General features: G+C 31.0%; 29 protein-coding genes and 1 pseudogene. 22 read left to right on the top strand and 8 right to left on the bottom strand.

What is annotated here, in order from left to right; genetic code table 11:
- Positions 1-65: 65 nt before the first annotated feature.
- On the top strand, positions 66-1,340 hold the full coding sequence (gene glyA, locus MK851_RS10960) for a serine hydroxymethyltransferase (RefSeq protein WP_320243888.1): 1,275 nt from the start codon (positions 66-68) through the stop codon (positions 1,338-1,340).
- Positions 1,341-1,403: 63 nt separating this feature from the next.
- On the opposite strand, the gene rmuC is transcribed toward glyA, so the two are convergent.
- Entirely contained in the window at positions 1,404-2,783 is a 1,380-nt protein-coding gene (rmuC, locus tag MK851_RS10965) for a DNA recombination protein RmuC (protein WP_320243890.1), read from the bottom strand.
- A 106-nt stretch (positions 2,784-2,889) separates the two neighbouring features.
- On the opposite strand from rmuC, the gene MK851_RS10970 reads away from it, so the two are divergent.
- From MK851_RS10970 to MK851_RS11010, 9 genes are all read left to right on the top strand, one after another.
- Complete coding sequence (locus MK851_RS10970) at positions 2,890-3,441, top strand: 1-acyl-sn-glycerol-3-phosphate acyltransferase (RefSeq protein WP_303508207.1); 552 nt, start codon at positions 2,890-2,892, stop codon at positions 3,439-3,441.
- 80 nt (positions 3,442-3,521) lie between these two features.
- Positions 3,522-3,722, top strand: a complete 201-nt coding sequence (locus MK851_RS10975) for a hypothetical protein (protein ID WP_320243892.1) — start codon at positions 3,522-3,524, stop codon at positions 3,720-3,722.
- 15 nt (positions 3,723-3,737) lie between these two features.
- Positions 3,738-4,076, top strand: a complete 339-nt coding sequence (locus MK851_RS10980; protein WP_320243941.1) for a DUF4251 domain-containing protein — start codon at positions 3,738-3,740, stop codon at positions 4,074-4,076.
- 47 nt (positions 4,077-4,123) lie between these two features.
- Positions 4,124-4,723 (top strand): Crp/Fnr family transcriptional regulator, encoded by a 600-nt coding sequence (locus MK851_RS10985; RefSeq protein ID WP_320243894.1) that lies wholly within the window; start codon positions 4,124-4,126, stop codon positions 4,721-4,723.
- A 214-nt stretch (positions 4,724-4,937) separates the two neighbouring features.
- Positions 4,938-5,279, top strand: a complete 342-nt coding sequence (locus tag MK851_RS10990; protein WP_320243896.1) for a hypothetical protein — start codon at positions 4,938-4,940, stop codon at positions 5,277-5,279.
- Between the two features lie 23 nt (positions 5,280-5,302).
- Complete coding sequence (locus tag MK851_RS10995) at positions 5,303-6,175, top strand: pirin family protein (RefSeq protein ID WP_320243898.1); 873 nt, start codon at positions 5,303-5,305, stop codon at positions 6,173-6,175.
- A 72-nt stretch (positions 6,176-6,247) separates the two neighbouring features.
- On the top strand, positions 6,248-7,135 hold the full coding sequence (locus MK851_RS11000; RefSeq protein ID WP_320243900.1) for a pirin family protein: 888 nt from the start codon (positions 6,248-6,250) through the stop codon (positions 7,133-7,135).
- A gap of 26 nt (positions 7,136-7,161) precedes the next feature.
- Positions 7,162-7,743 (top strand): TMEM175 family protein, encoded by a 582-nt coding sequence (locus tag MK851_RS11005; RefSeq protein WP_320243901.1) that lies wholly within the window; start codon positions 7,162-7,164, stop codon positions 7,741-7,743.
- Between the two features lie 120 nt (positions 7,744-7,863).
- The gene (locus MK851_RS11010) at positions 7,864-8,052 is read left to right on the top strand and encodes a hypothetical protein (protein ID WP_115901322.1); all 189 of its coding nucleotides are present in this window, start codon (positions 7,864-7,866) and stop codon (positions 8,050-8,052) included.
- A 61-nt stretch (positions 8,053-8,113) separates the two neighbouring features.
- Here MK851_RS11010 and MK851_RS11015 read toward each other — a convergent pair whose 3' ends face one another.
- The gene (locus tag MK851_RS11015; protein ID WP_320243905.1) at positions 8,114-9,085 is read right to left on the bottom strand and encodes an NAD-dependent epimerase/dehydratase family protein; all 972 of its coding nucleotides are present in this window, start codon (positions 9,083-9,085) and stop codon (positions 8,114-8,116) included.
- 2 nt (positions 9,086-9,087) lie between these two features.
- A complete protein-coding gene (locus MK851_RS11020) occupies positions 9,088-9,309 on the bottom strand; it encodes a hypothetical protein (protein ID WP_320243906.1) in 222 nt (73 codons plus the stop codon).
- Between the two features lie 327 nt (positions 9,310-9,636).
- Between MK851_RS11020 and MK851_RS11025 the strand changes: the two genes are divergently transcribed.
- Positions 9,637-10,515, top strand: coding sequence for an IS982 family transposase (locus MK851_RS11025; protein WP_320243908.1), 879 nt, complete (start codon positions 9,637-9,639; stop codon positions 10,513-10,515).
- Between the two features lie 21 nt (positions 10,516-10,536).
- Positions 10,537-11,331: pseudogene (locus MK851_RS11030) on the top strand (PLP-dependent aminotransferase family protein); the annotation flags it as partial.
- Here MK851_RS11030 and MK851_RS11035 read toward each other — a convergent pair.
- From MK851_RS11035 to MK851_RS11045, 3 genes are read right to left on the bottom strand one after another with little or no spacing between them, the layout of a single operon-like run.
- A complete protein-coding gene (locus MK851_RS11035) occupies positions 11,328-11,519 on the bottom strand; it encodes a hypothetical protein (protein ID WP_303511013.1) in 192 nt (63 codons plus the stop codon). The pseudogene MK851_RS11030 and the gene MK851_RS11035 overlap by 4 nt on opposite strands.
- Positions 11,520-11,532: 13 nt before the next feature.
- Positions 11,533-11,907: a hypothetical protein gene (locus MK851_RS11040; protein WP_303511010.1), complete on the bottom strand. Its 375-nt coding sequence runs from the start codon at positions 11,905-11,907 to the stop codon at positions 11,533-11,535.
- Between the two features lie 38 nt (positions 11,908-11,945).
- Positions 11,946-12,275 (bottom strand): hypothetical protein, encoded by a 330-nt coding sequence (locus MK851_RS11045; protein WP_320243911.1) that lies wholly within the window; start codon positions 12,273-12,275, stop codon positions 11,946-11,948.
- 461 nt (positions 12,276-12,736) lie between these two features.
- Here MK851_RS11045 and MK851_RS11050 point away from each other — a divergent pair, with 461 nt between their 5' ends.
- Positions 12,737-13,393, top strand: a complete 657-nt coding sequence (locus MK851_RS11050) for a PAS domain-containing protein (RefSeq protein WP_320243913.1) — start codon at positions 12,737-12,739, stop codon at positions 13,391-13,393.
- Between the two features lie 19 nt (positions 13,394-13,412).
- On the opposite strand, the gene prmC is transcribed toward MK851_RS11050, so the two are convergent.
- A complete protein-coding gene (gene prmC, locus MK851_RS11055) occupies positions 13,413-14,261 on the bottom strand; it encodes a peptide chain release factor N(5)-glutamine methyltransferase (RefSeq protein WP_320243915.1) in 849 nt (282 codons plus the stop codon).
- 15 nt (positions 14,262-14,276) lie between these two features.
- Positions 14,277-14,768 carry a GNAT family N-acetyltransferase gene (locus MK851_RS11060; RefSeq protein ID WP_303511018.1) on the bottom strand — a complete coding sequence of 164 codons (492 nt, stop codon included), beginning with the start codon at positions 14,766-14,768 and terminating at the stop codon, positions 14,277-14,279.
- A gap of 52 nt (positions 14,769-14,820) precedes the next feature.
- Here MK851_RS11060 and MK851_RS11065 point away from each other — a divergent pair, with 52 nt between their 5' ends.
- From MK851_RS11065 to MK851_RS11105, 9 genes are all read left to right on the top strand, one after another.
- A complete protein-coding gene (locus tag MK851_RS11065; RefSeq protein WP_320243917.1) occupies positions 14,821-15,285 on the top strand; it encodes an LEA type 2 family protein in 465 nt (154 codons plus the stop codon).
- Between the two features lie 4 nt (positions 15,286-15,289).
- Positions 15,290-16,351, top strand: coding sequence for a bifunctional diaminohydroxyphosphoribosylaminopyrimidine deaminase/5-amino-6-(5-phosphoribosylamino)uracil reductase RibD (ribD, locus tag MK851_RS11070; RefSeq protein WP_320243919.1), 1,062 nt, complete (start codon positions 15,290-15,292; stop codon positions 16,349-16,351).
- Positions 16,344-16,955, top strand: coding sequence for an HAD-IA family hydrolase (locus tag MK851_RS11075; protein WP_320243921.1), 612 nt, complete (start codon positions 16,344-16,346; stop codon positions 16,953-16,955). The genes ribD and MK851_RS11075 overlap by 8 nt, the downstream gene beginning before the upstream one ends.
- The gene (locus MK851_RS11080) at positions 16,952-17,815 is read left to right on the top strand and encodes an EamA family transporter (RefSeq protein WP_320243922.1); all 864 of its coding nucleotides are present in this window, start codon (positions 16,952-16,954) and stop codon (positions 17,813-17,815) included. The genes MK851_RS11075 and MK851_RS11080 overlap by 4 nt, the downstream gene beginning before the upstream one ends.
- Entirely contained in the window at positions 17,815-18,432 is a 618-nt protein-coding gene (locus MK851_RS11085; protein WP_320243924.1) for a YigZ family protein, read from the top strand. Before MK851_RS11080 ends, MK851_RS11085 begins: the two co-directional genes overlap by 1 nt.
- 108 nt (positions 18,433-18,540) lie before the next feature.
- The gene (locus MK851_RS11090) at positions 18,541-18,900 is read left to right on the top strand and encodes a hypothetical protein (protein ID WP_147300526.1); all 360 of its coding nucleotides are present in this window, start codon (positions 18,541-18,543) and stop codon (positions 18,898-18,900) included.
- 204 nt (positions 18,901-19,104) lie between these two features.
- Positions 19,105-20,874 carry a 30S ribosomal protein S1 gene (gene rpsA, locus MK851_RS11095; protein WP_303510989.1) on the top strand — a complete coding sequence of 590 codons (1,770 nt, stop codon included), beginning with the start codon at positions 19,105-19,107 and terminating at the stop codon, positions 20,872-20,874.
- A 151-nt stretch (positions 20,875-21,025) separates the two neighbouring features.
- Positions 21,026-22,420, top strand: coding sequence for a phosphoglucosamine mutase (gene glmM, locus MK851_RS11100; protein ID WP_320243928.1), 1,395 nt, complete (start codon positions 21,026-21,028; stop codon positions 22,418-22,420).
- Positions 22,421-22,451: 31 nt separating this feature from the next.
- Entirely contained in the window at positions 22,452-23,270 is an 819-nt protein-coding gene (locus tag MK851_RS11105) for a hypothetical protein (protein WP_408034062.1), read from the top strand.
- Positions 23,271-23,323: the final 53 nt, after the last annotated feature.

Consider the following 23,323-nt stretch of genomic DNA (forward strand, 5'->3'; position numbering starts at 1 on the left):
AATCCTCAAAAAAGGAAACATAAAATTTAGTACATTTGGCTACTTTACACAGCAAAACAAACAACATGCAAAAAGATCATCAAATATTTGATTTAATTCAAGAAGAAAAAGAACGTCAACTAAATGGGTTAGAGCTAATTGCTTCTGAAAATTTTGTAAGCAACCAGGTAATGGAAGCCCAAGGATCAGTTTTAACAAATAAATATGCTGAAGGATACCCTGGTAAGCGTTACTATGGAGGGTGTGAAGTAGTAGATGTCGTGGAGCAAATAGCCATTGATAGAGCAAAAGAATTATTTGGAGCAGAGTATGTAAACGTACAACCACACTCTGGGAGCCAGGCAAATACAGCAGTTTTTGCAGCTTGTTTACAACCAGGTGATACTATTTTAGGGTTTGATTTATCTCACGGAGGTCACTTAACACACGGTTCACCAGTAAATTTTTCAGGAAAATTATACAACCCAGTATTTTACGGAGTAGTAAAAGAAACAGGGTATATTGATTATGATCATTTAGAGCAACAAGCAAAAGAACACAAACCTAAATTAATCATTGCAGGGGCTTCAGCTTATTCTCGTGATATTGATTTTAAAAAGTTTAGAGAAGTTGCTGATAGCGTTGGTGCTATTTTAATGGCTGATATTTCGCATCCAGCAGGACTAATAGCAAAAGGAATTTTATCTGATCCGTTACCACACTGTCATATAGTTACTACAACGACTCACAAAACATTACGTGGACCTCGTGGTGGAATGATTATGATTGGAAAAGATTTTGAAAATCCGTTCGGATTAAAATTAAAATCAGGAAAATTAAAGAAAATGTCTACATTGATTAATTCTGCGGTATTCCCAGGAAATCAAGGTGGACCATTAGAGCATGTTATTGCCGCAAAAGCTGTTGCTTTTGGTGAAGCATTAACAGATGAGTTTTTAGAATATCAAATTCAGGTAAAAGAAAATGCACAGGCAATGGCGAAAGCATTTGTAGCTAAAGGATATGAAATTATTTCTGGAGGTACAGATAACCATTGTATGTTAATTGATTTACGTAATAAAAAGCTTACTGGAAAAGCTGCTGAAGACGCTTTAGGTAAAGCAGATATTACAGTAAATAAAAACATGGTTCCTTTTGATACTGAATCACCATTTGTAACTTCAGGTATCCGTGTAGGTACAGCTGCAGTTACTACACGTGGTTTAAAAGAAGACGATATGGAAGTAATCGTAAACTTAATTGATGAGGCATTAATGAATGCTGAGAAAGAAGAAGTATTAGAAACAGTAGGAGAGAAGGTATATGACTTAATGCATAACAGACGTTTGTTTATTATGTAAAAGACAATATCTTCAAATAAGTATAAATAAAAGGTCGCTCTAAAATATTTTAGAGTAACCTTTTTATTCATCATTATCTTGAGCTCGTTCGAGAATTTTTTCAGGAAGTGCTTTTTTAGCTTTAGCTCCCATTTTCTTCAGTTTTTCTACACTAGTAATTAAGTTTCCACGACCTTCTACTAATTTATTCATAGCTGCGGCGTAATCGGCTTTAGTTCCGTCTATTTTCTTACCAATATTAACTAGGTCAGTGAGTAACCCTTGAAATTTATCATATAAAGCACCGGCTTGTCGTGCAATTTCTAAGGCATTACGTTGTTGTTTTTCGTTATTCCACATCGTATCAATTGTACGTAAAGTAGCTAGTAAAGTTGTGGGAGTAACGATAACGATGTTTTTTTCGAAAGCTTTATTATATAAAGTATTGTCTTCATTTAAAGCTACTGCAAAAGCAGGTTCAATAGGTACAAATAACAATACAAAATCAGGGGATTCTATCTTATAAATATCTTCATATTTCTTTTCTGAAAGTTGTTCAACATGTCTTTTTAACGAATTTACATGTTCTTTTACAAAACGTTCTTTTTCAAGATCATCTTCGCTATTTACATATTGTTCATATGCAGTTAAAGATACTTTTGAATCGACCACCATTTTTTTGTTGTCTGGCAAGTGAATCACCACATCGGGCATGATACGTTTACCCTCATCATTGGTAAAAGACTGTTGCACAAAGTATTCTCTGTCTTTTTCTAAACCAGATTTTTCTAAAACGCGTTCAAGTACCAGTTCTCCCCAATTTCCTTGCGTTTTACTATCACCTTTTAAAGCCTTGGTAAGGTTTAAGGTTTCCTTGCTCATTTGAGCATTTAACTCTTTCAATCCTAATAATTGCTCTTTTAAAGCAGAATGCATTGAGATACTTTCTTTTTGAGTGTCTTCAACCTTCTTTTCAAAAGTTTGAATTTTTTCCTGTAGCGGATTTAAAATATCCTTAATATTTTTCTTATTCTGCTCAGTAAACTTATTCGATTTCTCGTCTAGAATCTTGTTTGCTAAGTTTTCAAACTCTTTGGTAAATTTATCCTGTAGTTTCTCTACTTCCTCTTTATTCTCATTCAGTTTTAACTGTAAATTTTTCAATTCTTCATTCTTTCTAGCCAATTCAATAGAAGAAAACTCCTTTTCACGACGTAGCTCACTATTTTCTTTAGTTTTTTCATCTAATCGCTTTAAAAAGTCTTCTTTTTGCTGAGAAAATGAGTCTTCTTTTTCTTTTTTCTGAATTTCAAAATTAGTTTGATGATTCTGAAGTGTTACAATCTCTTTTTCTAAATCAGATGTTTGTTGTTTAAACTTCAATTTAGAGAGTAGGTTTCCAATAACAAACCCAATTAGTAAGGTGCTAGCAGCAATTAAAATAAGTAAGAGAGTAGTATTCATTAGAATAAATAAAAGGTTATTAAGTGAACAAATATAGGACAAGATAGGTTAAAATTATTTGATTTTTGTAAGGAAAACCGTATCATTGACCTTATATACCTAGTAAATGATATCTAAATTTATATTTCACAAAGTTTTAGGCTGGAAGGTAGTTGGAGATTTTCCAAGAAACTTAAAAAAATACGTTGTTATTGGAGCTCCACATACTAGCTGGAAAGACTTTCCAATTGCTATTTTAGCAAGGAACACTATCGGTGTAAAAATCAATTTCATAGGAAAAGCGTCATTATTTAAACCTCCTTTTGGTTTTATTTTTAAAGCTTTAGGGGGGGCTCCTGTTGATAGAAGTAAAAGCACAAATAAGGTGGATGCAATTGTAGCAGTTTTTAATGAGCATGATGAATTCCGTTTAGCATTATCACCAGAAGGAACTCGTGCAAGAGTAACAGATTGGAAAACAGGGTTTTATTATATAGCTAAAGGAGCTAATGTACCTATAGTAATGTTTGCTTTCGATTTTGAAAACAAGCAAATTATTATAGAACCTCCTTATTATTTAACAGATGATATGAGTGCTGATATGAATCATTTTTATGATTTTTATAGAGATATTAAAGGAGCAAAACCAGAGTTATTTTCAGTACCTGATAAAGAGTAAAACAAACGTTAAATAGTCTTATTTTTTTGAAAGTTTCATAAGATTTGAGTAACTTGTAGAAGGTTTAAAAACAGTGAAATATGAAAAGGTTTGTTTTTTTAGTTAGTATAATTTTTGTACTGTTTAGTTGTGCTTCTTCAAAAAATACAACACAGGCAGAAATAGATAATTTAAACGCTCTTGTAGAAAGTAAAACTTTTGAAATAGAAGCAGAATGGGCAGAACCTATGGTTACAAATGCAATGGCACAATTAGCTAATGCAGGTCTGTTACCTATATGAAGTAACGCAGGAAACATTAATTTAATAGGGAATAGCAACTTTTTTAGAATGAAAAAAGATAGTGTTGCGGCGTATTTGCCTTATTTTGGTGAGCGACAAGCAGGTGGATCTTATGGAGGTAGAGATATTGGAATTGAATTTGAAGGAGCTCCTGAAGGTTTAGTTGTATCTGAAGATAAAGAGAATAGTTACAAAATTAGTTTTAAAATAAAGGATAAAAATACAACAACTGAACACTATAACGTTATAGTTAGAGTATATCCTAGCTTATCGAGTACTATCTATGTAAATAGTACGCAGAAAAATTCAATTAGATATAGAGGTAAAGTACTTAAAACTTCAAAAGAAAAGTAGAATATTGTATATAATACTGTATTTTTAGTAGCTCATTACAACAATGTATGGAGCTACCTAACTTTAAAAAGTATCTTATTGAAAAAGGAGGATTATCAGAAACTGATTACTTTCAAATACAATCGTTTATTTCTTTAAAAAGCGTTTCTAAAAGTGATTTTTTATTAAAAGAAGGAGATGTGTGTTCACATTTCTTTTTTGTAGAAAAAGGTTTGTTACGTTTATATGCCCTAAATGAAGAGGGAAAAGAAAATATTTTACAGTTTGCTACTGAAAATTGGATTGTGAGCGATAGAGGTAGTGTATATTTTCAAGAACCGTCTAATTATTATATTGATGCTGTTGAAGGTACACAGGTTGTAATGTTAGATGAAGGCTTTATCAATAAAGTATCAGAAATAAATACTGATTTTAGAAGGAAAAATGAGTATTTATTGCAAAAACATATTCGTCAATTATACAAACGTATTAGTCAACTACTAGGAGCTTCAGCAAAAAGACGTTATTTAGATTTTGTAAGCATGTATCCAGATATTATGTTGCGAGTTCCTCAGTGGATGATAGCTTCTTATTTAGGAATAACTCCAGAAAGCTTAAGTCGTGTTCGTAAATCACTTGCTGAAGAAAACTTCAAACCAAATAATTAAGATACGAGTTATGATTGTTGATTTACGGTTGTTAGATAATCGTAAATCGTTCTTACCATAGATCAATGCATACCTTTTTTTGTTGCTGTAATTTTACAGTGAAATAAAAAGTAGAGGTCAACTCACTAAATATTTCAGATAAAACAAACGCAATTTATTTCGATGTTAACCATCGAGTAATTAATCCCATTTAATGGGTAAAAAAGGATTTATTATGAGACATTTAAAAACATTAGTTGTAACAAAAAATACAACAATGCCTAAAATTTTGAATTGGCAAGTTTCAACTGTTCCTAATGTCGAAACAGCTATTGAAAAATTATATCAACAGGAATACAAGGTTTTAGCTATTTCAAAAGATACCAATGAAATAGATAAAAATAAATTACAAAAGATTATTACTGTGTTATTTCCTAATGCGATTTTAGTTGAGTTTAGGAATGAGTCTACACTCTCCGAAAGCGTTAAGAGTGTATATTGGGCTGAAAATAGACCTCGGTTACAGCGTAGTTATTTAGACAATTCATTTGAAATTGAATTAGCTAATAGTTTATAGTAATTAAAAGAAAGGAATTTAAAATGAAAACAAGAAATATAGAAAAAATAGTAAAACCAGAAATTCCTCATTTTGTAGGAGATGGATTTAGAGTTCATAATTTTATACCTGGAACTTCAACCATGCAACGAATGGACCCATTTATTATGTTGGATTATAATTCAAAATACAATTTTCCTCCAACTGATAAACCAAAAGGAGTGGGAGTACACCCTCATAGAGGTTTTGAAACTGTAACAATAGCTTATAAAGGGCGTGTTGAACATGGAGATAGTGCTGGAGGTGGAGGAATTATTGGTGAAGGTGATGTACAGTGGATGACGGCTGCTTCAGGAGTTTTACACAAAGAATTTCATGAAACTGAATGGAGTAAAACAGGAGGAGAGTTTCAAATGGTACAGTTATGGGTAAATTTACCGGCTAAGGATAAAATGAGTCCGCCAAAATATCAAGCAATAGCGAATGCAGAAATGGTTAAAATACCATTAGCAGATGGAAGAGGAGAAATAGAGGTAATTGCAGGAGAATATAAAGGAAACAAAGGACCTGCATCAACATTTTCACCAATTAATATGTTTAATGTAAAGTTGAAGAAAGGAGTAAAAACACAGTTAACCTTTCCAAAAAACTATACTACAGCTATTTTATCAGTTGAAGGTAGTGTTAAAGTGAATGAATCAAACAATGTTTTAGAGGATCATTTTGTATTATTTAAAAATGATGGAGATACATTTACTTTAGAAGCCTTAGAAGATGCAGTAATTTTAGTATTAAGCGGTGAGCCTTTAAACGAACCTATTGCAGCACATGGTCCGTTTGTAATGAATACTAAACAAGAGTTGATAGAAGCATTTCAAGACTTCAACACTGGAAAGTTTGGATATTTAGAAGATTAACAATAACTTTAAAAAAGTAACTCTAAATCAAAGAGTTGCTTTTTTTGATTAAACCCTTAATAGGTATATAAAATGTCTAACACGAAACTAATAATTGAAGAGAGAGCAGCGAGTATTGGTAATTTTCTAGTAGGGCGTTTATTACCATTCAGACAAAAACGAATGGTAGGTCCTTTTATTTTTATTGATCATATGGGCCCCGTAAAACTTAGCGAAAAAGATAATTTAGATATAGCTATGCATCCTCATATAGGCATATCTACACTTACCTTTTTGTTTGAAGGAGCTATTTTGCATCGAGATAGTATAGGGACTGAAATAGAAATAACTCCAGGAGCAGTTAATTGGATGACAGCAGGAAAAGGAGTCGTACATACTGAAAGAACTCCTGAACGATTAAGGAATTCAACTAAGAAACTTCATGGATTACAAATATGGGTAGCTTTACCTTTAAGTGAAGAACAATGTGAACCTTCTTTTACACATGTTTCCGCGGATGATATTCCCAGTTGGGAAACTGATGGAGTACAGTTTAAGCTCATCGCAGGAAAAGCGTTTGGTAAACAATCACCTGTTCCAGTGTATAGTCCGTTATTTTTTATTGAGATAACTTCAAAAGAAGACAAAAAAGTAGAAGTTGGAGAACATCTGTTCGGTGAAAGTGCCTTATATATTTTAGAAGGAAGTATTACTAGCGATGGACATACTTATGATTCCAAACAATTATTAGTAGCAAAAGATAGTACGCTGTGTAGCTTTGATATAGTGGCAAACTCTACCGTATATATTTTTGGAGGAAAAACATTTAAAGAAGAGCGTTTTATTGAGTGGAATTTTGTTGCTTCAGATAAAGAATTGATAGAACAAGCCAAAGAAAACTGGAAGAATAATAAGTTTCCTTCTGTACGAAACGAAACTGAACGAATTCCATTACCAGAGCAAAGACGTTTTGGTAGATAACTATAGTGTAATCAACAAATAATTATATGAAAACAGGCAGGTTAGAAGCATTTAGTGATGGTGTTTTAGCTATTGTAATTACCATTATGGTATTAGAAATAAAAGCACCAGAGGATACGACATTTGAAGGATTACTATCAGTAGCTCCTGTTTTTATAAGTTATTTATTAAGCTTTATTTACTTAGGAATTTATTGGAATAACCATCATCATTTAATGCAGGTGACGGAAAAAGTAAATGGCAAAATTTTATGGGCTAACTTACACTTATTGTTTTGGCTGTCTTTAATTCCGTTTACTACAAGTTGGATAGGGGAGCACGAACACTATTATGAAGCTTTACCCGTAGCTACTTATGGCTTTATTTTACTTATGTGTGCTATGGCTTATTTTATTTTAGAAAAAGTACTAATTAAATACCACGGTGATAATCATGCTTTATCTCAATTATGTACCAACGAATTAAAAGAGTATACGTCTTTAATTTTATATATTGCAGCTATACCTTTAGCTTATTTGTATACATGGAGTGCTATATTCTGTTATATTATTGTAGCTCTTATTTGGCTAATTCCAGACAGAAGGTTAGAAACTCTTAAGGAAAAGTAATATCCAAAAAAAAATATGGTTTTTCCGTACTAAAAGTATGGTTTTTTTTATAGCAAACTCTTTTTTAAAGATTATTTTCGGAGGGTAGAATAATATTTATAACCCCTAAAAAACTTTATAATGAAAAAAGTAATTTTAAACGTAGAAGGATCACAAGAGTTAACAAAAACAACGTTAAAAAACATTAAAGGAGGAAATGCAGTACCTTTTCCTTTCCCTAAAGAATGTGGAGGAGATGGTTCTTTTATTTATCAAGATGGAGTAAAGGTATGTTGTTACAGACCTACCACTATGGACTATATTTGTTAAAAACTATTTAATATAGGATATAAGAAAAAGACTTTAGTGTATTAACTAAAGTCTTTTTTTGTTAATTAGTTTTAGAAAAATAGGTAATAGCATCATCTATAGCCTTATTAATAGGTAGATATTCAATCTTTAAGTCTCTTATTGATTTAGTATTAGAAAAAAAGTTGTTTATCCATAAAGCATGCATGTTGGTTAAGCTTAAAGATGTTTCTATCCCCATACTTCTGAGAACATTTCCAAAATAACCTATTATGATGAGTATAGATATAGACTTAGGAATTTGAATCATCAAAGGTGATTGATTGGTTACTTTGTTAAGTTTATTAAAAAAATCTTTATAACTAAGGTTCTCGTTTGCTAGTAAATACTTCTCTCCAAAAGAATTTGTAGTTAGTACTTTTATAATGCCATTAGCAACATCTTTTACATGCACAAAGTTTTTTCCCCCTGGAGGATAAAATATTACTTTCTTTCTCCATCCCATGTATATTATTTTTCCTGAACTTGGTTTAGTATCGTAAGCACCTAACATAAAAGTAGGATTTATAATAGCAGTTTTTATCTTATGGTTATTTTTTAACAAATATTTTTCAGCTTCAAATTTACTTTTTGCATAATATGATTGTTTAAAAAGTTTACTCATTTTATTATTTTCAGTCCCCGGTTTTTGTAAAGAACCATACCCTAAAGTATTGGCAGTACTAACAAAAATAAAGCGTTTAACATTACATATTATAGCAGCGTTGTATAGTTGTATGGTAGTATTGCGGTTTATTTTCTTATAATCAGAATACCTCAATAAACTTTGACTAGTTGTTGCAGCAACATGTATTACTACATCTACATTATTTAATAAAGAAGTAAAGTCTATAAATAAATCACCTTCAATTAGCTTTAAGTGCTTATGTTCTTTTCCTTTATAGTTTTGTTTTTTTCTGGTAAGACCAACAACAAAATAACCTTGTTGTAAAAATTCATGACATAAATTAGCACCTAATAAACCGTTAATTCCTGTAATAAAAATTCGTTTCATGTTTAAGCTTCTCTTTTTATTATACTTGTCATTATAGGTATTTTTATCCAATTAGGTAAAAGAGTAGAAATAAACCAACTCATTGGGTTTATGATTATAAATGCTTTTCGTTTAAACATTTTTTTTATTGAATATTTAGCAATCTTTTTTGGATCTAACAAGGTTAATTTACCTAAGAAGCCTTGTTTTTTAATTCTTGCAGTAATTTCTGGATTTGTTTTCATAGCTCCAGGATTTATAACACTAACAGAAACATTAGTGTTTTTTAGTTCTTCTGAAAGACCTAATAAAAATGAGTGGACAAAAGCTTTTGAAGCAGGTTAAACTGTTTTATAGCCTAAAGGAGAAAAAGCAGCAATGCTTGGTACATTTAAAATATATGATTTTTTTTGTTTTTTAAATTAGGAAGCAGTTGATGTGTAAGTATTGTTATTGCTTTTATATTAACTTGAATTATATTATTTATACTCGTTGTGCATTATGATTTAAAATAAAAAAGTTGTTCATCTTACTGATAATCAGCAAATTATTTTAACTACAAAACATTAACAATGAACAACTTAAATGCAAATTACGAAAGAATATTGAAAGTGTTACAAAAAATATCAAAACACCAGCTTTTAACCTACCAAAGAAGACAGCCAAAGCTAAATGATTTGGAATTAATAAGTTTAAGTCTTACTGCTGAATATATGGGCATTGACAGTGAAAACAATCTGTTCAGACAGCTTCCTGATACTATTTCATCAAAAATTGAGCGAAGTGTTTATAATCGTAGAAGAAGAAAACTAATCAATCATATTGATAATATTCGATTAAAATTAGCATCTCATTTCAATGAATTTGAAAATTATTTTATCATAGACAGTATGCCATTAGAGGTTTGTAAGTTATCTAGAAGTTCTCGCTCAAAGATTTGTAAAGAAAATTTCTATGCTCATCCTGATAAGGGGTATTGTGCCTCACAAGGCTCAAATTATTATGGCTATAAACTACACGCTGTATGTTCTGTAAGTGGTGTTTTTCAAAGTATAGATTTGAGCTCTGCATCTGTTCACGATGTAAATTACCTTAAAGACATTACAACACAAATTAACGATTGTACTTTAATTGGAGATAGAGGCTATTTGTTTGCAAAAATTCAACTCAATTTATTTGAAACTTACAACATAAAACTAAATACTCCTATGAGGAGCAATCAATTGAATTACAAAATGCAACCATATATCTTTAGAAAATCAAGAAAAAGAATAGAAACATTATTTTCTCAACTCTGTGATCAGTTTATGATAAGACGTAATTACGCCAAATTTTTTCAAGGGTTTAAGACGAGAATACTATCTAAAATAGCTGTCTTAACAACAATTCAATACATCAATAAATTTGTTTTTGATAGAAATATTAACAATATTAAAATTAGCATTATCTAAAATGCACAACGGGTTTTTGAATATCAAAAAGCACAAATTAAAAGAGCTTCAGTTGATGAGAATGGTCTTGTAATAGATCAAATTGAAAAATTATGTAAAAAACAACCTGTAAAGGCAGTTTATGTTACCTCACACCATCATCATCCTACAACTGTTACTTTATCTGCTGAAAGGAGAATTCATTTATTAAATCTAGCTCGGAAATACAGTTTTGCAATTATTGAAGATGATTATGATTATAATTATGATCATGCTCCTATTTTACCATTAGCGAGCCATGATACTTGTGGAAATGTAATTTATATAGGTTCCGTTTGTAAAACTGTAGCTTCTGTTTTTAGGATTGGGTATTTAGTAGCTTCTGAAGACTTTGTTAATGAAGCAGCTAAACTAAGAGGTTATATTGATAGGCAAGGAGATGCTTTGCTTGAGCTAACTTTTGCAGAGTTTATTAAATCAGGTGATTTAGATAGGCACATACGTAAATTAATGAAAATATATTTACAGCGCAGAGACTTGTTTTGTAAATTATTAAAAGAAGAATTAGGAGGTTATTTTCAGTTTAATATTCCTAAAGGAGGAATGGCTATTTGGGGTTATTTAAACAAAGAATATTCTTGGTATGAAGTTTCAAAAGAAGCCAGAAAATATCAACTTGAAATAGGGGAGTGGCAGCGTTATGATTTGGCAAATAAAAAACATAATGCAATCCGAATTGGTTTTGCTAGTTATAATGAGGAAGAAATAAAGTTATTAGTTGACAAGTTGAAACAAACATTTAAGAGCATAAAAAAAGTGCTTATTAAGCACTTTTAAAACATATCTTTTACTAAATCATTCATACTGTCATATTCTTTGAATAAGAATCCGAAAAAGTCTTTTCCTTTCTTTTTTTCGGATTTTAATTCCCCTTCAGAAAATCTAAACTTACGAAACTCCTTTAAGGTTTGGTTAAGGTGTTTTTTTAAGGGTTTATCTATATGTAAATGATTTGTATTTTTCACTCCGTTATATTTTTTATAAAGCGTTATTTAACTCTACTTTATACTTATTTAATAAAGCTTTTGTAATACCTAAATTAGCATCTTTAGAATCCACTGCTAAGTAAACAAAATAGGCGCCACTAGGAGCAATATTGATAATATGTACTTGGCTAGATAAGGTAATAGTAATGTCTTTAATTTCTTCATTTAACTCTAATGCTTCAATAGCTTTTAATTTAGCTTTAACAACTTCTAAATTGTAAGCTGATGCTAAATTTGGATCAAAACTTTCATCTTTTGTAAATGAATCATAAGCTTCTCCAGAACTAACATCTGTAACTGAAACTGCAATAAACCCAGGAACATTACTTTTTAGGTTTTCGATAAAATCATTTAAAATTTCTTTCATTGTAAAATGGTTATTGGTAATAATTAATTAAAAAGTATTTATTGAAGAGTTATTTTTTTAAGTGATAATTTAATCATGGCTAACTTAGAAACGTCACTACTTAAAAGACAAACAATATGGTTGTTATCATATTTATTAACAACAACAAGTCCTTCATTCGAAGTTAAAACTATTTGATTAAGACTTTCAGACTCTAAAGTGTCTTGAAAAAATTCATCAGCCATTGTAAGAATAACACTAGCCATAGCTGCTATGTTACTTTCTTTAGAAATATTATAAGAATCAATTACCTGTCCTTCAGAATCAAAAACAATTCCTTTGTCTGCTTCAGATCCTTCTATTAATGCTTGTAAGCTTACTTCCCCCATTTAAGTTTAAACACTTTGTAATATTAATTGTTTTCTTTTTGTTTCCCTTCTTTGTTTAAGACACTGTTTTTTTAGAAAGGGTCACAAAAATACTACCTTTTTTTTTATTTTTTTTCACAGCTATTGCTTTGTGATTTTTTTAACAAATTTATGAGCGTAGAAAACAATTAGTTAACCAAAACAAGTGTTAAGAGATGAATTACTTTTTTTAATAAAAAAATAATAAAACAATAACACCATAAAATAATAACACTTTTTAAAGTATGATATTTATCATATATATATATATATAAAGATGCTTTTTATGTTTGTGTCAAGCTGTGTTAAGGTTATCTGTGAAATTATTAAGATTACTTCTTTTCATAGTTGTGTGTTTTTTTGATGCTCCCCCTCAATCTGTATAGTATTAAAGCTTAAAAAAAACGATTTATACCTTACAAACTCAAAAATCATTCAATAATATGACAACTAATAATTATCAAAAAAAATGGGATTCTCAAACAAGGGAGAATCAAAAAAGAAAACCAAAATTACGAAAACCAGTACCTATTGATACTGAAATTAAATTAAATGATAATGCTATACTTTTAAGTATAACTGATACTAGAGGTGTTATTGAATATTGTAATGAAGATTTTGTAAATTCATGCGGATACGAAGTTCATGAGTTAGCAGGATCGGGACATAACATTGTTAGACACCCAGATATGCCAAAAATTATATTTAAGCTAATGTGGCAAAGGCTAAAAGAAAAAAGAAATATGGTAGCCTTTGTTAAGAATTTAGCTAAATCGGGAAGGTATTATTGGGTTATGACAGATTTTATTGTTAAAGAAAATGAAAAAGGAGAAGTAACTCATTATAAAGGTATAAGAAAGGCTGCACCTAAAAAGGCTATAAATGAAATAACACCCTTATACAAAAAGCTTTTAGAAATAGAGGGATTGAAAGATATTGAGGCTTCTGAAAAGTTCTTAACTGGTTTTTTGGATGCAAAAAATACAGATTATGATACGTATGTAGAGTATTTAATATCTGATTATAATGATTTAAATATGTTTATAAAAGATAACACAAAAAAAGGTTCGTTTTTTAAAAGGTTTTTTGGAGTAAGTTAAACTCAGTGAATAAGGGAAGTTATAAACTAGCTTTAATCATTCTATTATTACCGAATAAATCTTTTCTAAGTTCAATTTTAGTAAAACCTTTATCTTTTAACATTTCAACAGTCTCTTTACTTAGATATTGATTAATTTCAAAAAAAAGTAGTCCGGTTTTAGTTAAATTATTTTTAGCTAAATCGGCTATTTTTTTATAGAAAAGTAATGGATTGTTATCTTCAACAAACAAAGCCAAGTGCGGCTCGTTTTCTAATACATTATTTTTTATTTCAGCTTTTTCTAATTCACGTACATAAGGAGGATTAGAAACAATAATATCAAATTTACTATTTAATACTTTAGTTTTTAAAATATCTTGAAGCATAAAAGAAACTTCAACATCATTTAATTCTGCATTTTTTTTAGCAACAATCAAAGCCTTTTCAGAAACATCAACAGCACTTACGTTCATATTAGGAAGCTGTTTTTTTAGGCTAATAGGGATACAACCAGTACCAGTTCCAATATCTAGTATAGATAATAGTTTTTGAGATTTTTCAACTTCTTTAACTATCCATTCAACCAATTCTTCAGTTTCAGGACGTGGAATTAGTGTGTTTTTATCAACATTAAACGGTAGTCCGAAAAATTCCGTTTTACCTAATATGTATTGGATAGGTTCTTCTTTTTTTAACCGAGCTAAAGCTTCATCTAACAACCTCTTTTTATCAGAAAGAACTTCAAAAGTAGGTTGAAGTGTAAGATCTATGCGTTGAAAGCCTAAATATTCTTCTATCAATAGAAAGAAAAAAGTATTAATTTCTGTCTGAGGAAAAATTGAACTTAACTGTTCTGAAAAGTAAGATTTGTATTGTTTTAATAGCATTTCTATAAAGTGATTTTATAAATCTTTTAACATCCACACATTACAAGAATAATGACCTGTGTTTCCTAATGGTTTTTCTAAATCTATAAAACCATTTTTTCGATATAGTTTTGTTGCAGCTTTCATATATGGTAAGGTTTCTAAATAACATTGCTTAAAACCTTCTTCTTTAGCCTTGTTCAAACAGAAGTTGATTAGTTTGCTTCCTAAACCTTTACCTCTTGCTATAGGTAAAAAATACATTTTTTGAAATTCACAAACACTTCCTTCAAAGTTATCCAATTGAGCAAAACCTGCGCCACCTACAATAATTCCTTTATGTTCAACAACAAAATACCCCGCTTTTTCTTTTTGATAGCTCTCATACATTTCATCAGTAGCTTTATCTTCATAAGCAGTTCCTACTTTAGGAGCGTCAAGTTCGATTAATACTTCACGAATTACGTTAGCCATTTCGGCATTATCTTGTGGTTTTATTTCTCTAATAATAAAATCAGATGGTGTCATAGGAATATAGTACTTTTGCAAGAGCAAAGTACCCAAAAAAACACGAGTTTTTATGAAGAAATTCATTTATTTTTCACCTTTTTTATTACTAATGATTAGTTGCTCGGTAAAACAAAAACCAATCTTTTTAAAAGTTGATGACATAAAGCTTTTATCCGCTTCTACTGATACTGTAAAAATTGGTGCTAATGCTTATTTTGAGAACCCAAATGATATAGGAGGCAAAATTGCTACTGATGAGATTAAAATTTTCATTGATCAAGTAGAAGTAGCACAAGTTTCTTCTGAAGAATTTAAAGTTCCTGCTCGTAAAGAATTTCATATTCCGTTAAAAGTGGTAATACCTTCAAAAAGGGTATTTGAAAATAATAAAAACGGAATTTTAGGAGGGATTTTAAACTCTTTGATAAATCAACGTCTAAAAATTCATTTTAAAGGAGGTTTAAAATATAAAGTTTTAGGTTTTTCACATATATATTCTATTGATAAAGTAGAAGACATAAAAATTAAATTTTAAAGCTGTGAATCACAAAAAGTATATACAACGTTGTTTACAACTGGCAAAAAAAGGGGTAGGAACTACGCGACCAAATCCATCAGTAGGAGCTGTGATTGTCTATAATGACAAAGTTATAGGAGAAGGTTTTACTTCTCCTTACGGTGGACCACATGCTGAAGTAAATGCTATTAACTCAGTTCAAAATCAAGAACTATTAAAAGAAGCAACTATTTATGTAACGCTAGAACCTTGTTCACATCATGGAAAAACACCACCATGTGCTGATTTAATAATCAAAAAAGAAATACCTAATGTTGTTATAGGCTGTGTAGATACAAATAGTTTAGTAGCGGGTAAAGGTATTGAGCGACTTAGAAAAGCTGGTAGAAATGTGATAGTAGGTGTTTGTGAAGAAGCTTGTAAAGAACACCACAAACGTTTTTTTACCGTTCAAAATAAAAAACGTCCATATATTATTTTAAAGTGGGCCGAAACCAAAAACGGATTTATAGCTCCTTTAACCAAAGATGAACAAAAACCAGTATGGATTTCCAATAAATATTCTCAACAGCTAGTGCATAAATGGCGTAGTGAAGAACATGCTATTTTGGTGGGAACTAATACAGTGATAGCAGACAATCCGTCATTAACTGTTCGTAGCTGGAAAGGCAACAACCCTGTAAGAGTTGTTGTTGATAAAAACTTGCGAATCCCGTCAGAGGTAACTGTTTTTGATGAAAACGTACAAACAATAATTATAACAGAAGCAGAGAAGGAAATAGGTGTCATTTCGAACGATAGTGAGAAATCTCAAAAACTCATTTACGAACAAATCGATTTTTCTTCTCAAGTAGCAAAACAAATTTGCGAGATTTTATATAAACATCAAATACAATCGGTAATTATTGAAGGAGGGGTACAAACATTACAAACATTTATCGATGCAAATTTATGGGATGAAGCTAAAGTGTTTATTGGTGATGTAAACTTTGGAGAAGGAGTGAAGCGTCCAATTTTTGACGCTAAGCTATCTTCCGAAGAAAGAATAGACAACGACATATTAAGAATATATAGGAATGATTAAAAACATCATTTTTGATTTTGGTGATGTATTCATCAATTTAGACAAAGAAGCAACTTATAAAGAACTTGCAAAATTAGGAGTTACTGAAATTTCTGAAGAAATGATGCAACAATATTATCAGTATGAAATGGGATTAATTTCTACTGATGAGTTTGTGTCTTTTTTCCATGATAAGTTCAACATTTCAAAAGAAGACTTAATCCGTTCTTGGAATGCCATTTTATTAGATTTTCCTAAACACCGATTGAGTTTTTTAAAAGAATTATCAGCTGGTAACCAGTATCGTTTGTTTTTACTAAGTAACACCAACGACTTACATATTTCTTGGATTCAAAATGAATGGGGTAAGGGGTTATATAGTGAGTTCAAGGACTGTTTTGAGCAGTTTTATTTATCGCATGAAGTCAACTTTAGAAAACCAAACGCAAATATCTTTGAATTTGTATTACAAAAGAACGACTTACAACCTTCTGAAACTTTCTTTATAGATGACACCAAAGAAAATACCGATACTGCACAACAGTTGGGTATCCATGTATGGAATAACTGTCCAAAAACAGAGGATGTAGTTGATTTACTAAAACGAAAAGAGTTTGCATCGTGATATACTTAATTTTTAGCATTCTTATTTCCAGTTTACTATTTGTTATTTTTAAACTTTTTGATGTTTGTAAAGTAAATACTTCACAGGCCATTGTTTTAAACTATGCCGTAGCGTTGTCTTTTGGATTTGTCCATACAGAAGTTTCTATACCAGTCACTGAGATACCAGGTCAACCTTGGTTTTTAGGTGCTTTTATTTTAGGTTTTTTATTTATCGCTGTATTTAATATAATGGGAATTACAGCACAAAAAAATGGACTCTCAGTAGCTTCAGTAGCGGGAAAAATGTCAGTAGTAATCCCTGTAGTTATTGGAATCTTCTTATATAATGAGAGTATAGGTACTGTAAAAATTATTGGGATAATTTTAGCGTTAGTAGCTGTGTACTTATCCTCTGCTAAAAGTGATACTTCTCCTGTGAAGTTTAAGAATTTGTTGTTTCCGCTATTGCTTTTTTTAGGTTCAGGGAGTATTGATACATTATTAAAGTACACAGAAACCACTTATGTAGCTAAAGAAGCCGTACCTATGTTTCTGTCAACTATTTTTGGCTGTGCGTTGCTTTTTGGTTTTTTTATTTTTATAGCTCAATTACTAAATAAAAAAGGACGTTTTGAATGGAAAACACTACTTGGAGGAATTGCTTTAGGGATTTCTAACTATTATTCTATGGAGTATCTATTAAAAGCATTACAAACAAAAGGGCTCGAAAGTTCTACAGTTTTTACTATAAATAATGTATCAATAGTGATACTAACCACAGTGTTTGCTCTTGCATTTTTTAAAGAAAAATTGGTTAAAAAAAATTGGATTGGTATTGGGCTTGCCATAATTAGTATTTTATTAGTAGTTTCGGCGTAATGAATGAAGAGATAAAAGACACTTATAAAACGATAACGAAACCTTCGGAAGAAACCTTGTTTAAAGACCGAAATAGCAAGTTTTTCGGGTATGCTTTCCCTGTTTTTTCTGAAGAAGATATCAAAGAACGCTTAGAAGAACTTCGTAAGCAGCATCATACGGCGCGTCATCATTGTTATGCTTGGCAATTAGGAACCGAAAAGACTCGTTTTCGTGCGAATGACGATGGAGAACCTAGTAATTCTGCTGGTCAACCAATTTACGGACAAATACAATCTTTTGATCTAACCAATATCTTAATTGTTTCAGTACGCTATTTTGGTGGAACAAAACTTGGAGTGGGAGGATTGATTAATGCCTATCGGACTTCTGCGCAACTTGCTTTGGAAGCTTCTGAAATTGTAGAAAAAACCATCGATATTCATTATAAACTAAAGTTTGGTTACGATATGATGAACAAGGTGCAACGTATTATTAAAGAACGAAACTTGAATATCATTAATCAAAAATTAGAATTAGACTGCGAGTACACCATTTCAGTACGTAAAAAAGAAGCTGAAAACATTTTCGAAACTTTTGAAAATTTGTTTAAGGTAGAGATAAAAGAAGTGGAATAATAAAAATTATTTTAATATATACTAAGTGCACTTAAGTTAATATTTTACTTTCGTAACAATCTGAAATGTATTAATTTAGTGTTTTAATAATTAACTAAAAAAATGAACATGAAACTAAAAAACTTGTTAATTGTCGCGTTTCTTTTTCTCTCTTTTCAGCTGTTTTCTCAAAACAGTCAACAAACAATACCAACAAAAGAAAATATTTGCAAAGGAGCAGCAATTAGTGTTGTAGCAAATGTTAAACCTTTTGTAGAAAGAGGTTTCCCAAAATCTGAAATAATAGAAATAGGGAAGGAGCTTGTAAAAGATGTTATAAAAGATTCACCTGCTAAAGCCTACGACTTATTAAAAGATAAAAAATCTAGTGAGGAAGTAACAAAAGTACTTTACAACGATTTTATGAAGTTAGATGATAAAGTGGTTTCGAAATTCTTACTTAAACCACAACCTGATGACGATTATTAATATAGAACCATCAGTATAATTAACTAACTTGCTAAAAACCAAAACATTTTAGGTAACTTCAATAATTATTCGTAAATTTGCACGCCTTTTTACGAGTACAGATTTAAAAAGGGTAGAAAATAACATTTATTAAGTTTAATTTCTCTTGGCGTTAGTATCGTTAGAAATCTGGTTAACAAAAAGATACAAATATTTATTTCAGACATGTCTGAAGAAACAAAAAACACAGCAGAAGCTGTAAATCCAGCAGAATTTTTAGCAACCTTTAACTGGCACAAATACGAAGAAGGTATTGATGAAGTTGACGAGTCTAAATTACAAGAATTTGAAAAAGCCTTAGAAGGTACTGTAGGGTTCGTAAACGAACGCGACGTTATTGAAGGTGAAGTAGTACGTATTACTGATCGTGATGCTATTATTGACATTAATTCTAAGTCAGAGGGTGTAATTTCGTTAAACGAGTTCCGTTACAACCCAAGTTTAGCTGTTGGAGACAAAGTAGAAGTATTAGTTGACAAAAGAGAAGATGCTTCTGGTCAATTAGTATTATCTCACAAAAAAGCACGTGTAATCAAAGCTTGGGATCGTGTTAACAATGCACACGAAACAGGTGAAATCGTTAACGGTTTTGTTAAATGTAGAACTCGTGGAGGTATGATCGTTGATGTATTTGGTATTGAAGCATTCTTACCAGGTTCTCAAATTGATGTGAAGCCTATCCGTGACTACGATCAATATGTAGAGAAAACTATGGAATTCAAAGTTGTGAAAATCAACCACGAATTTAAAAACGTAGTAGTATCTCATAAAGCATTAATTGAAGCTGATTTAGAAGATCAAAAACGTGAAATTATCGGTCAATTAGAAAAAGGACAAGTACTAGAAGGTGTTGTTAAAAACATTACTTCTTACGGTGTATTTGTTGACTTAGGAGGTGTTGACGGATTAGTTCACATTACTGATTTATCTTGGTCTCGTATCAACCACCCGAATGAAGTTGTTGAATTAGATCAAAAATTAAACGTTGTAATCTTAGACTTTGATGATAACAAGTCAAGAATTCAATTAGGATTAAAACAATTATCTGCTCACCCTTGGGAAGCTTTAAACTCTGACTTAAAAGTTGGTGATAAAGTAAAAGGTAAAGTAGTTGTTTTAGCTGATTATGGTGCATTTGTAGAGGTTGAAGAAGGAGTAGAAGGATTAATCCACGTATCTGAAATGTCATGGTCAACACACTTACGTTCTGCGCAAGATTTCGTAAAAGTTGGTGATGAAGTAGAGGCTCAAATCTTAACATTAGACCGCGAAGAGCGTAAAATGTCTTTAGGTATGAAGCAATTACACCCAGATCCATGGACAGATATCACTACTAAATATCCAGTAGGTTCTAAACACACTGGTACTGTACGTAACTACACTAACTTTGGTGTATTTGTAGAGTTAGAAGAAGGTATCGACGGATTAGTGTATATCTCTGATTTATCTTGGACTAAGAAAATTAAGCATCCATCAGATTTCGTAACTGTAGGTGATCAATTAGAAGTACAAGTATTAGAATTAGATGTAGAAAACCGTAAATTAAACTTAGGTCATAAGCAAACTCAAGATAACCCTTGGGATGCTCATGAGGCTACGTACAAAATCGGATCTATGCACGAAGGTACTATCAAAGAGAAAAATGATAAAGGTGCAACTGTAGTATTTGCTGATGGTGTTGAAGCTTTCGCTCCAACTCGTTTCTTAGAAAAAGAAGACGGAGGTAAATTAGCTAAAGGTGACGAAACTAAGTTCCAAGTAACTGAGTTTAGTAAAGAGTACCGTAGAATTGTTGTTTCTCACACTTCTATCTTTAGAGAAGAAGAACAAAAGAACATTAAAGCTGCTGCTGCTAAAGCTCAAGATGTAGAAAAAACTACTTTAGGAGATATCGGTGGATTAGCTGAGTTAAAGAAGAAAATGGAAGGAAAATAATCCTTACAACTTCTTGAAAATTATAAACCGTTAAGTTTTAAACTTAACGGTTTTTTTAGTTCCCTATGTAATAAATGTTACAGTTAAAGCTATCCCATTTAAAGGTTACTTTCTTAAATAGCTTTATATTTGCTCATCAATTAAAATTAATATGACACTTATTAAATCTATATCAGGTATTAGAGGTACCATAGGCGGAAATACAGGTGATAATTTAACACCTATAGATGCAGTAAAATTCGCTGCTGCTTATGGTACATTTATAAAAAAGAAAAACTCCAAGAAAGAAAAAATAACGATAGTTATTGGTAGAGACGCTCGTATATCGGGTAAAATGATAAGTAACTTAGTAGCTAATACCTTAGTTGGTTTAGGAATTGATGTAATCGATTTAGGGTTATCAACTACACCAACTGTTGAAGTAGCTGTTCCTCTTGAAAAAGCTGATGGAGGTATTATTTTAACAGCCTCTCATAATCCTAAACAATGGAATGCACTTAAACTTTTAAATGAAAAAGGCGAATTTTTAAATGGTGAAGATGGAGCTGAAATTTTAAAGATTGCTGAAAATGATGCCACAATTGAGTTTGCTGAAGTTGACGATTTAGGATCGTATAGAAAAAAGAAGAATTACATTAAGAAACACATCAAAGAAGTTTTAAAACTAGATTTAGTAGACTTAGAATCTATAAAAAATGCTAACTTTAAAGTAGTTGTTGATGGTGTAAACTCTACAGGAGGTATAGCAGTACCTGCTTTGTTAGAAGAGTTAGGCGTAAACTGTGTAGAATTATACTGTGAGCCAAATGGACACTTTCCACACAATCCAGAACCCTTAAAAGAACACTTAACTGATATTTCTGAATTAGTAGTAAAAGAAAAGGCTGATTTGGGTATTGTAGTAGATCCAGATGTAGACCGTTTAGCGTTAATTTCTGAAGATGGATCTATGTTCGGAGAAGAATACACCTTAGTAGCTTGTGCCGATTATGTATTAGGTCAATTAGGTGGAGGTAATACAGTTTCTAACTTATCTTCTTCAAGAGCTTTACGTGATGTTACTGAAAAACATGGAGGAAGATACACAGCTAGTGCAGTAGGAGAGGTGAACGTAGTACAAATGATGAAAGATACCCATACAGTGATTGGAGGAGAAGGTAACGGAGGTATTATTTACCCAGAATCTCACTATGGACGCGATTCATTAGTTGGAGTAGCTTTATTCTTATCACATTTAGCACATAAAAAAACACCTTGTAAAGAGTTAAGAGATTCATATCCTAGCTATTTTATGAGTAAAAATAAAATCCAATTAACACCACAAATTGATGTTGACAAGATTTTAGAAACGATGGCTAATAACTATAAAAACGAAGATGTAAATACGATTGACGGAGTAAAAATTGATTTTGCTGAGGAATGGGTACATTTACGTAAATCGAATACTGAGCCTATTATCAGAATTTATACAGAAAGTACTAGTCAAGATGATGCAGATGCTTTAGCTAAAAGATTTATCACTGAAATACAACAAATAATACAATAGTTTTTTGAAATTAAAAATAGTAAGTTTATTAATGCTGGTCGCTTCAGTATCAATAATAGCACAGGAGAAAAACGAGGAAATTCTTCCAAAGAAAAAAGTAACTAACAAAGGAAAATTCTTCGTTTATTGGGGATGGAACTGGGCTAGTTATTCTAATTCAGATATTCGTTTTAAAGGAGCTAATTACGATTTTACTTTACAAAATGTAAAAGCTCAAGACAGACAAACAAAATTTTCATTTAATGATTACTTCAATCCAGGAAGAGTAACTATTCCGCAAACAAATTATAGAATAGGGTATTTCTTTAAAGAAAATTACACCATTTCTATTGGGGTAGACCATATGAAATATGTAATGATAGCCGACCAGGATGTAAAGATTAATGGAAATATTAATACAGGAAATGCTAAATATGATGGAACATACAATAATGAAACTATCAATTTAGCCGCTGACTTTTTACGTTTTGAGCATACGGACGGTTTAAATTACGTAAACGTAGAAGTAAAACGTTTTGATGACGTAAGTCACTGGTTTGGTTTAAACTTAGAAAACTTACAAATCAACTTAACAGAAGGAGTAGGAATGGGAATTTTGTATCCAAGAACTAATACAACTTTATTAGGAATGGATCGTCATGATGACTTTCATTTATCTGGGTACGGAGCTTCTATTGGTGGAGGTTTAAATATTACTTTCTTAAAGCACTTTTTTGTTCAAGCTGATTTAAAAGGAGGGTATATTTATATGCCAGATGTTAAAACTACAAGTAGTTCTATTGATTCTGCCTCACAAAGTTTTTACTTTTTTGAAAACACTATTTTAATAGGTGGTAAATTTAGACTTTAATAACAAAGTGTTATAAATGCGTTAATATTATAACTATTTTAGGCTAACTAGTA

It is taken from the genome of Tenacibaculum sp. 1B UA (assembly GCF_033978845.1).
Classification (GTDB): Bacteria; Bacteroidota; Bacteroidia; order Flavobacteriales; family Flavobacteriaceae; genus Polaribacter.

Excerpts from the sequence above, each read along its gene's own strand:
- MK851_RS11075 (WP_320243921.1), top strand. The coding sequence starts at position 16,344 with ATGATTAAAAACATCATTTTTGATTTTGGTGATGTATTCATCAATTTA.
- MK851_RS10995 (WP_320243898.1), top strand. The coding sequence starts at position 5,303 with ATGAAAACAAGAAATATAGAAAAAATAGTAAAACCAGAAATTCCTCAT.
- MK851_RS10985 (WP_320243894.1), top strand. The coding sequence starts at position 4,124 with ATGGAGCTACCTAACTTTAAAAAGTATCTTATTGAAAAAGGAGGATTA.
- glyA (WP_320243888.1), top strand. The coding sequence starts at position 66 with ATGCAAAAAGATCATCAAATATTTGATTTAATTCAAGAAGAAAAAGAA.
- MK851_RS11020 (WP_320243906.1), bottom strand. The coding sequence starts at position 9,309 with ATGAAAACAAATCCAGAAATTACTGCAAGAATTAAAAAACAAGGCTTC.
- MK851_RS10975 (WP_320243892.1), top strand. The coding sequence starts at position 3,522 with ATGAAAAGGTTTGTTTTTTTAGTTAGTATAATTTTTGTACTGTTTAGT.
- prmC (WP_320243915.1), bottom strand. The coding sequence starts at position 14,261 with ATGCTATTAAAACAATACAAATCTTACTTTTCAGAACAGTTAAGTTCA.
- MK851_RS11000 (WP_320243900.1), top strand. The coding sequence starts at position 6,248 with ATGTCTAACACGAAACTAATAATTGAAGAGAGAGCAGCGAGTATTGGT.
- MK851_RS11025 (WP_320243908.1), top strand. The coding sequence starts at position 9,637 with ATGAACAACTTAAATGCAAATTACGAAAGAATATTGAAAGTGTTACAA.
- rmuC (WP_320243890.1), bottom strand. The coding sequence starts at position 2,783 with ATGAATACTACTCTCTTACTTATTTTAATTGCTGCTAGCACCTTACTA.
- MK851_RS11090 (WP_147300526.1), top strand. The coding sequence starts at position 18,541 with ATGAAACTAAAAAACTTGTTAATTGTCGCGTTTCTTTTTCTCTCTTTT.
- MK851_RS11045 (WP_320243911.1), bottom strand. The coding sequence starts at position 12,275 with ATGGGGGAAGTAAGCTTACAAGCATTAATAGAAGGATCTGAAGCAGAC.
- MK851_RS10990 (WP_320243896.1), top strand. The coding sequence starts at position 4,938 with ATGAGACATTTAAAAACATTAGTTGTAACAAAAAATACAACAATGCCT.
- rpsA (WP_303510989.1), top strand. The coding sequence starts at position 19,105 with ATGTCTGAAGAAACAAAAAACACAGCAGAAGCTGTAAATCCAGCAGAA.
- MK851_RS11015 (WP_320243905.1), bottom strand. The coding sequence starts at position 9,085 with ATGAAACGAATTTTTATTACAGGAATTAACGGTTTATTAGGTGCTAAT.
- MK851_RS11010 (WP_115901322.1), top strand. The coding sequence starts at position 7,864 with ATGAAAAAAGTAATTTTAAACGTAGAAGGATCACAAGAGTTAACAAAA.
- MK851_RS11105 (WP_408034062.1), top strand. The coding sequence starts at position 22,452 with ATGCTGGTCGCTTCAGTATCAATAATAGCACAGGAGAAAAACGAGGAA.
- MK851_RS11040 (WP_303511010.1), bottom strand. The coding sequence starts at position 11,907 with ATGAAAGAAATTTTAAATGATTTTATCGAAAACCTAAAAAGTAATGTT.
- MK851_RS11060 (WP_303511018.1), bottom strand. The coding sequence starts at position 14,768 with ATGACACCATCTGATTTTATTATTAGAGAAATAAAACCACAAGATAAT.
- MK851_RS11050 (WP_320243913.1), top strand. The coding sequence starts at position 12,737 with ATGACAACTAATAATTATCAAAAAAAATGGGATTCTCAAACAAGGGAG.
- MK851_RS11005 (WP_320243901.1), top strand. The coding sequence starts at position 7,162 with ATGAAAACAGGCAGGTTAGAAGCATTTAGTGATGGTGTTTTAGCTATT.
- MK851_RS10970 (WP_303508207.1), top strand. The coding sequence starts at position 2,890 with ATGATATCTAAATTTATATTTCACAAAGTTTTAGGCTGGAAGGTAGTT.
- glmM (WP_320243928.1), top strand. The coding sequence starts at position 21,026 with ATGACACTTATTAAATCTATATCAGGTATTAGAGGTACCATAGGCGGA.
- MK851_RS11065 (WP_320243917.1), top strand. The coding sequence starts at position 14,821 with ATGAAGAAATTCATTTATTTTTCACCTTTTTTATTACTAATGATTAGT.
- MK851_RS11085 (WP_320243924.1), top strand. The coding sequence starts at position 17,815 with ATGAATGAAGAGATAAAAGACACTTATAAAACGATAACGAAACCTTCG.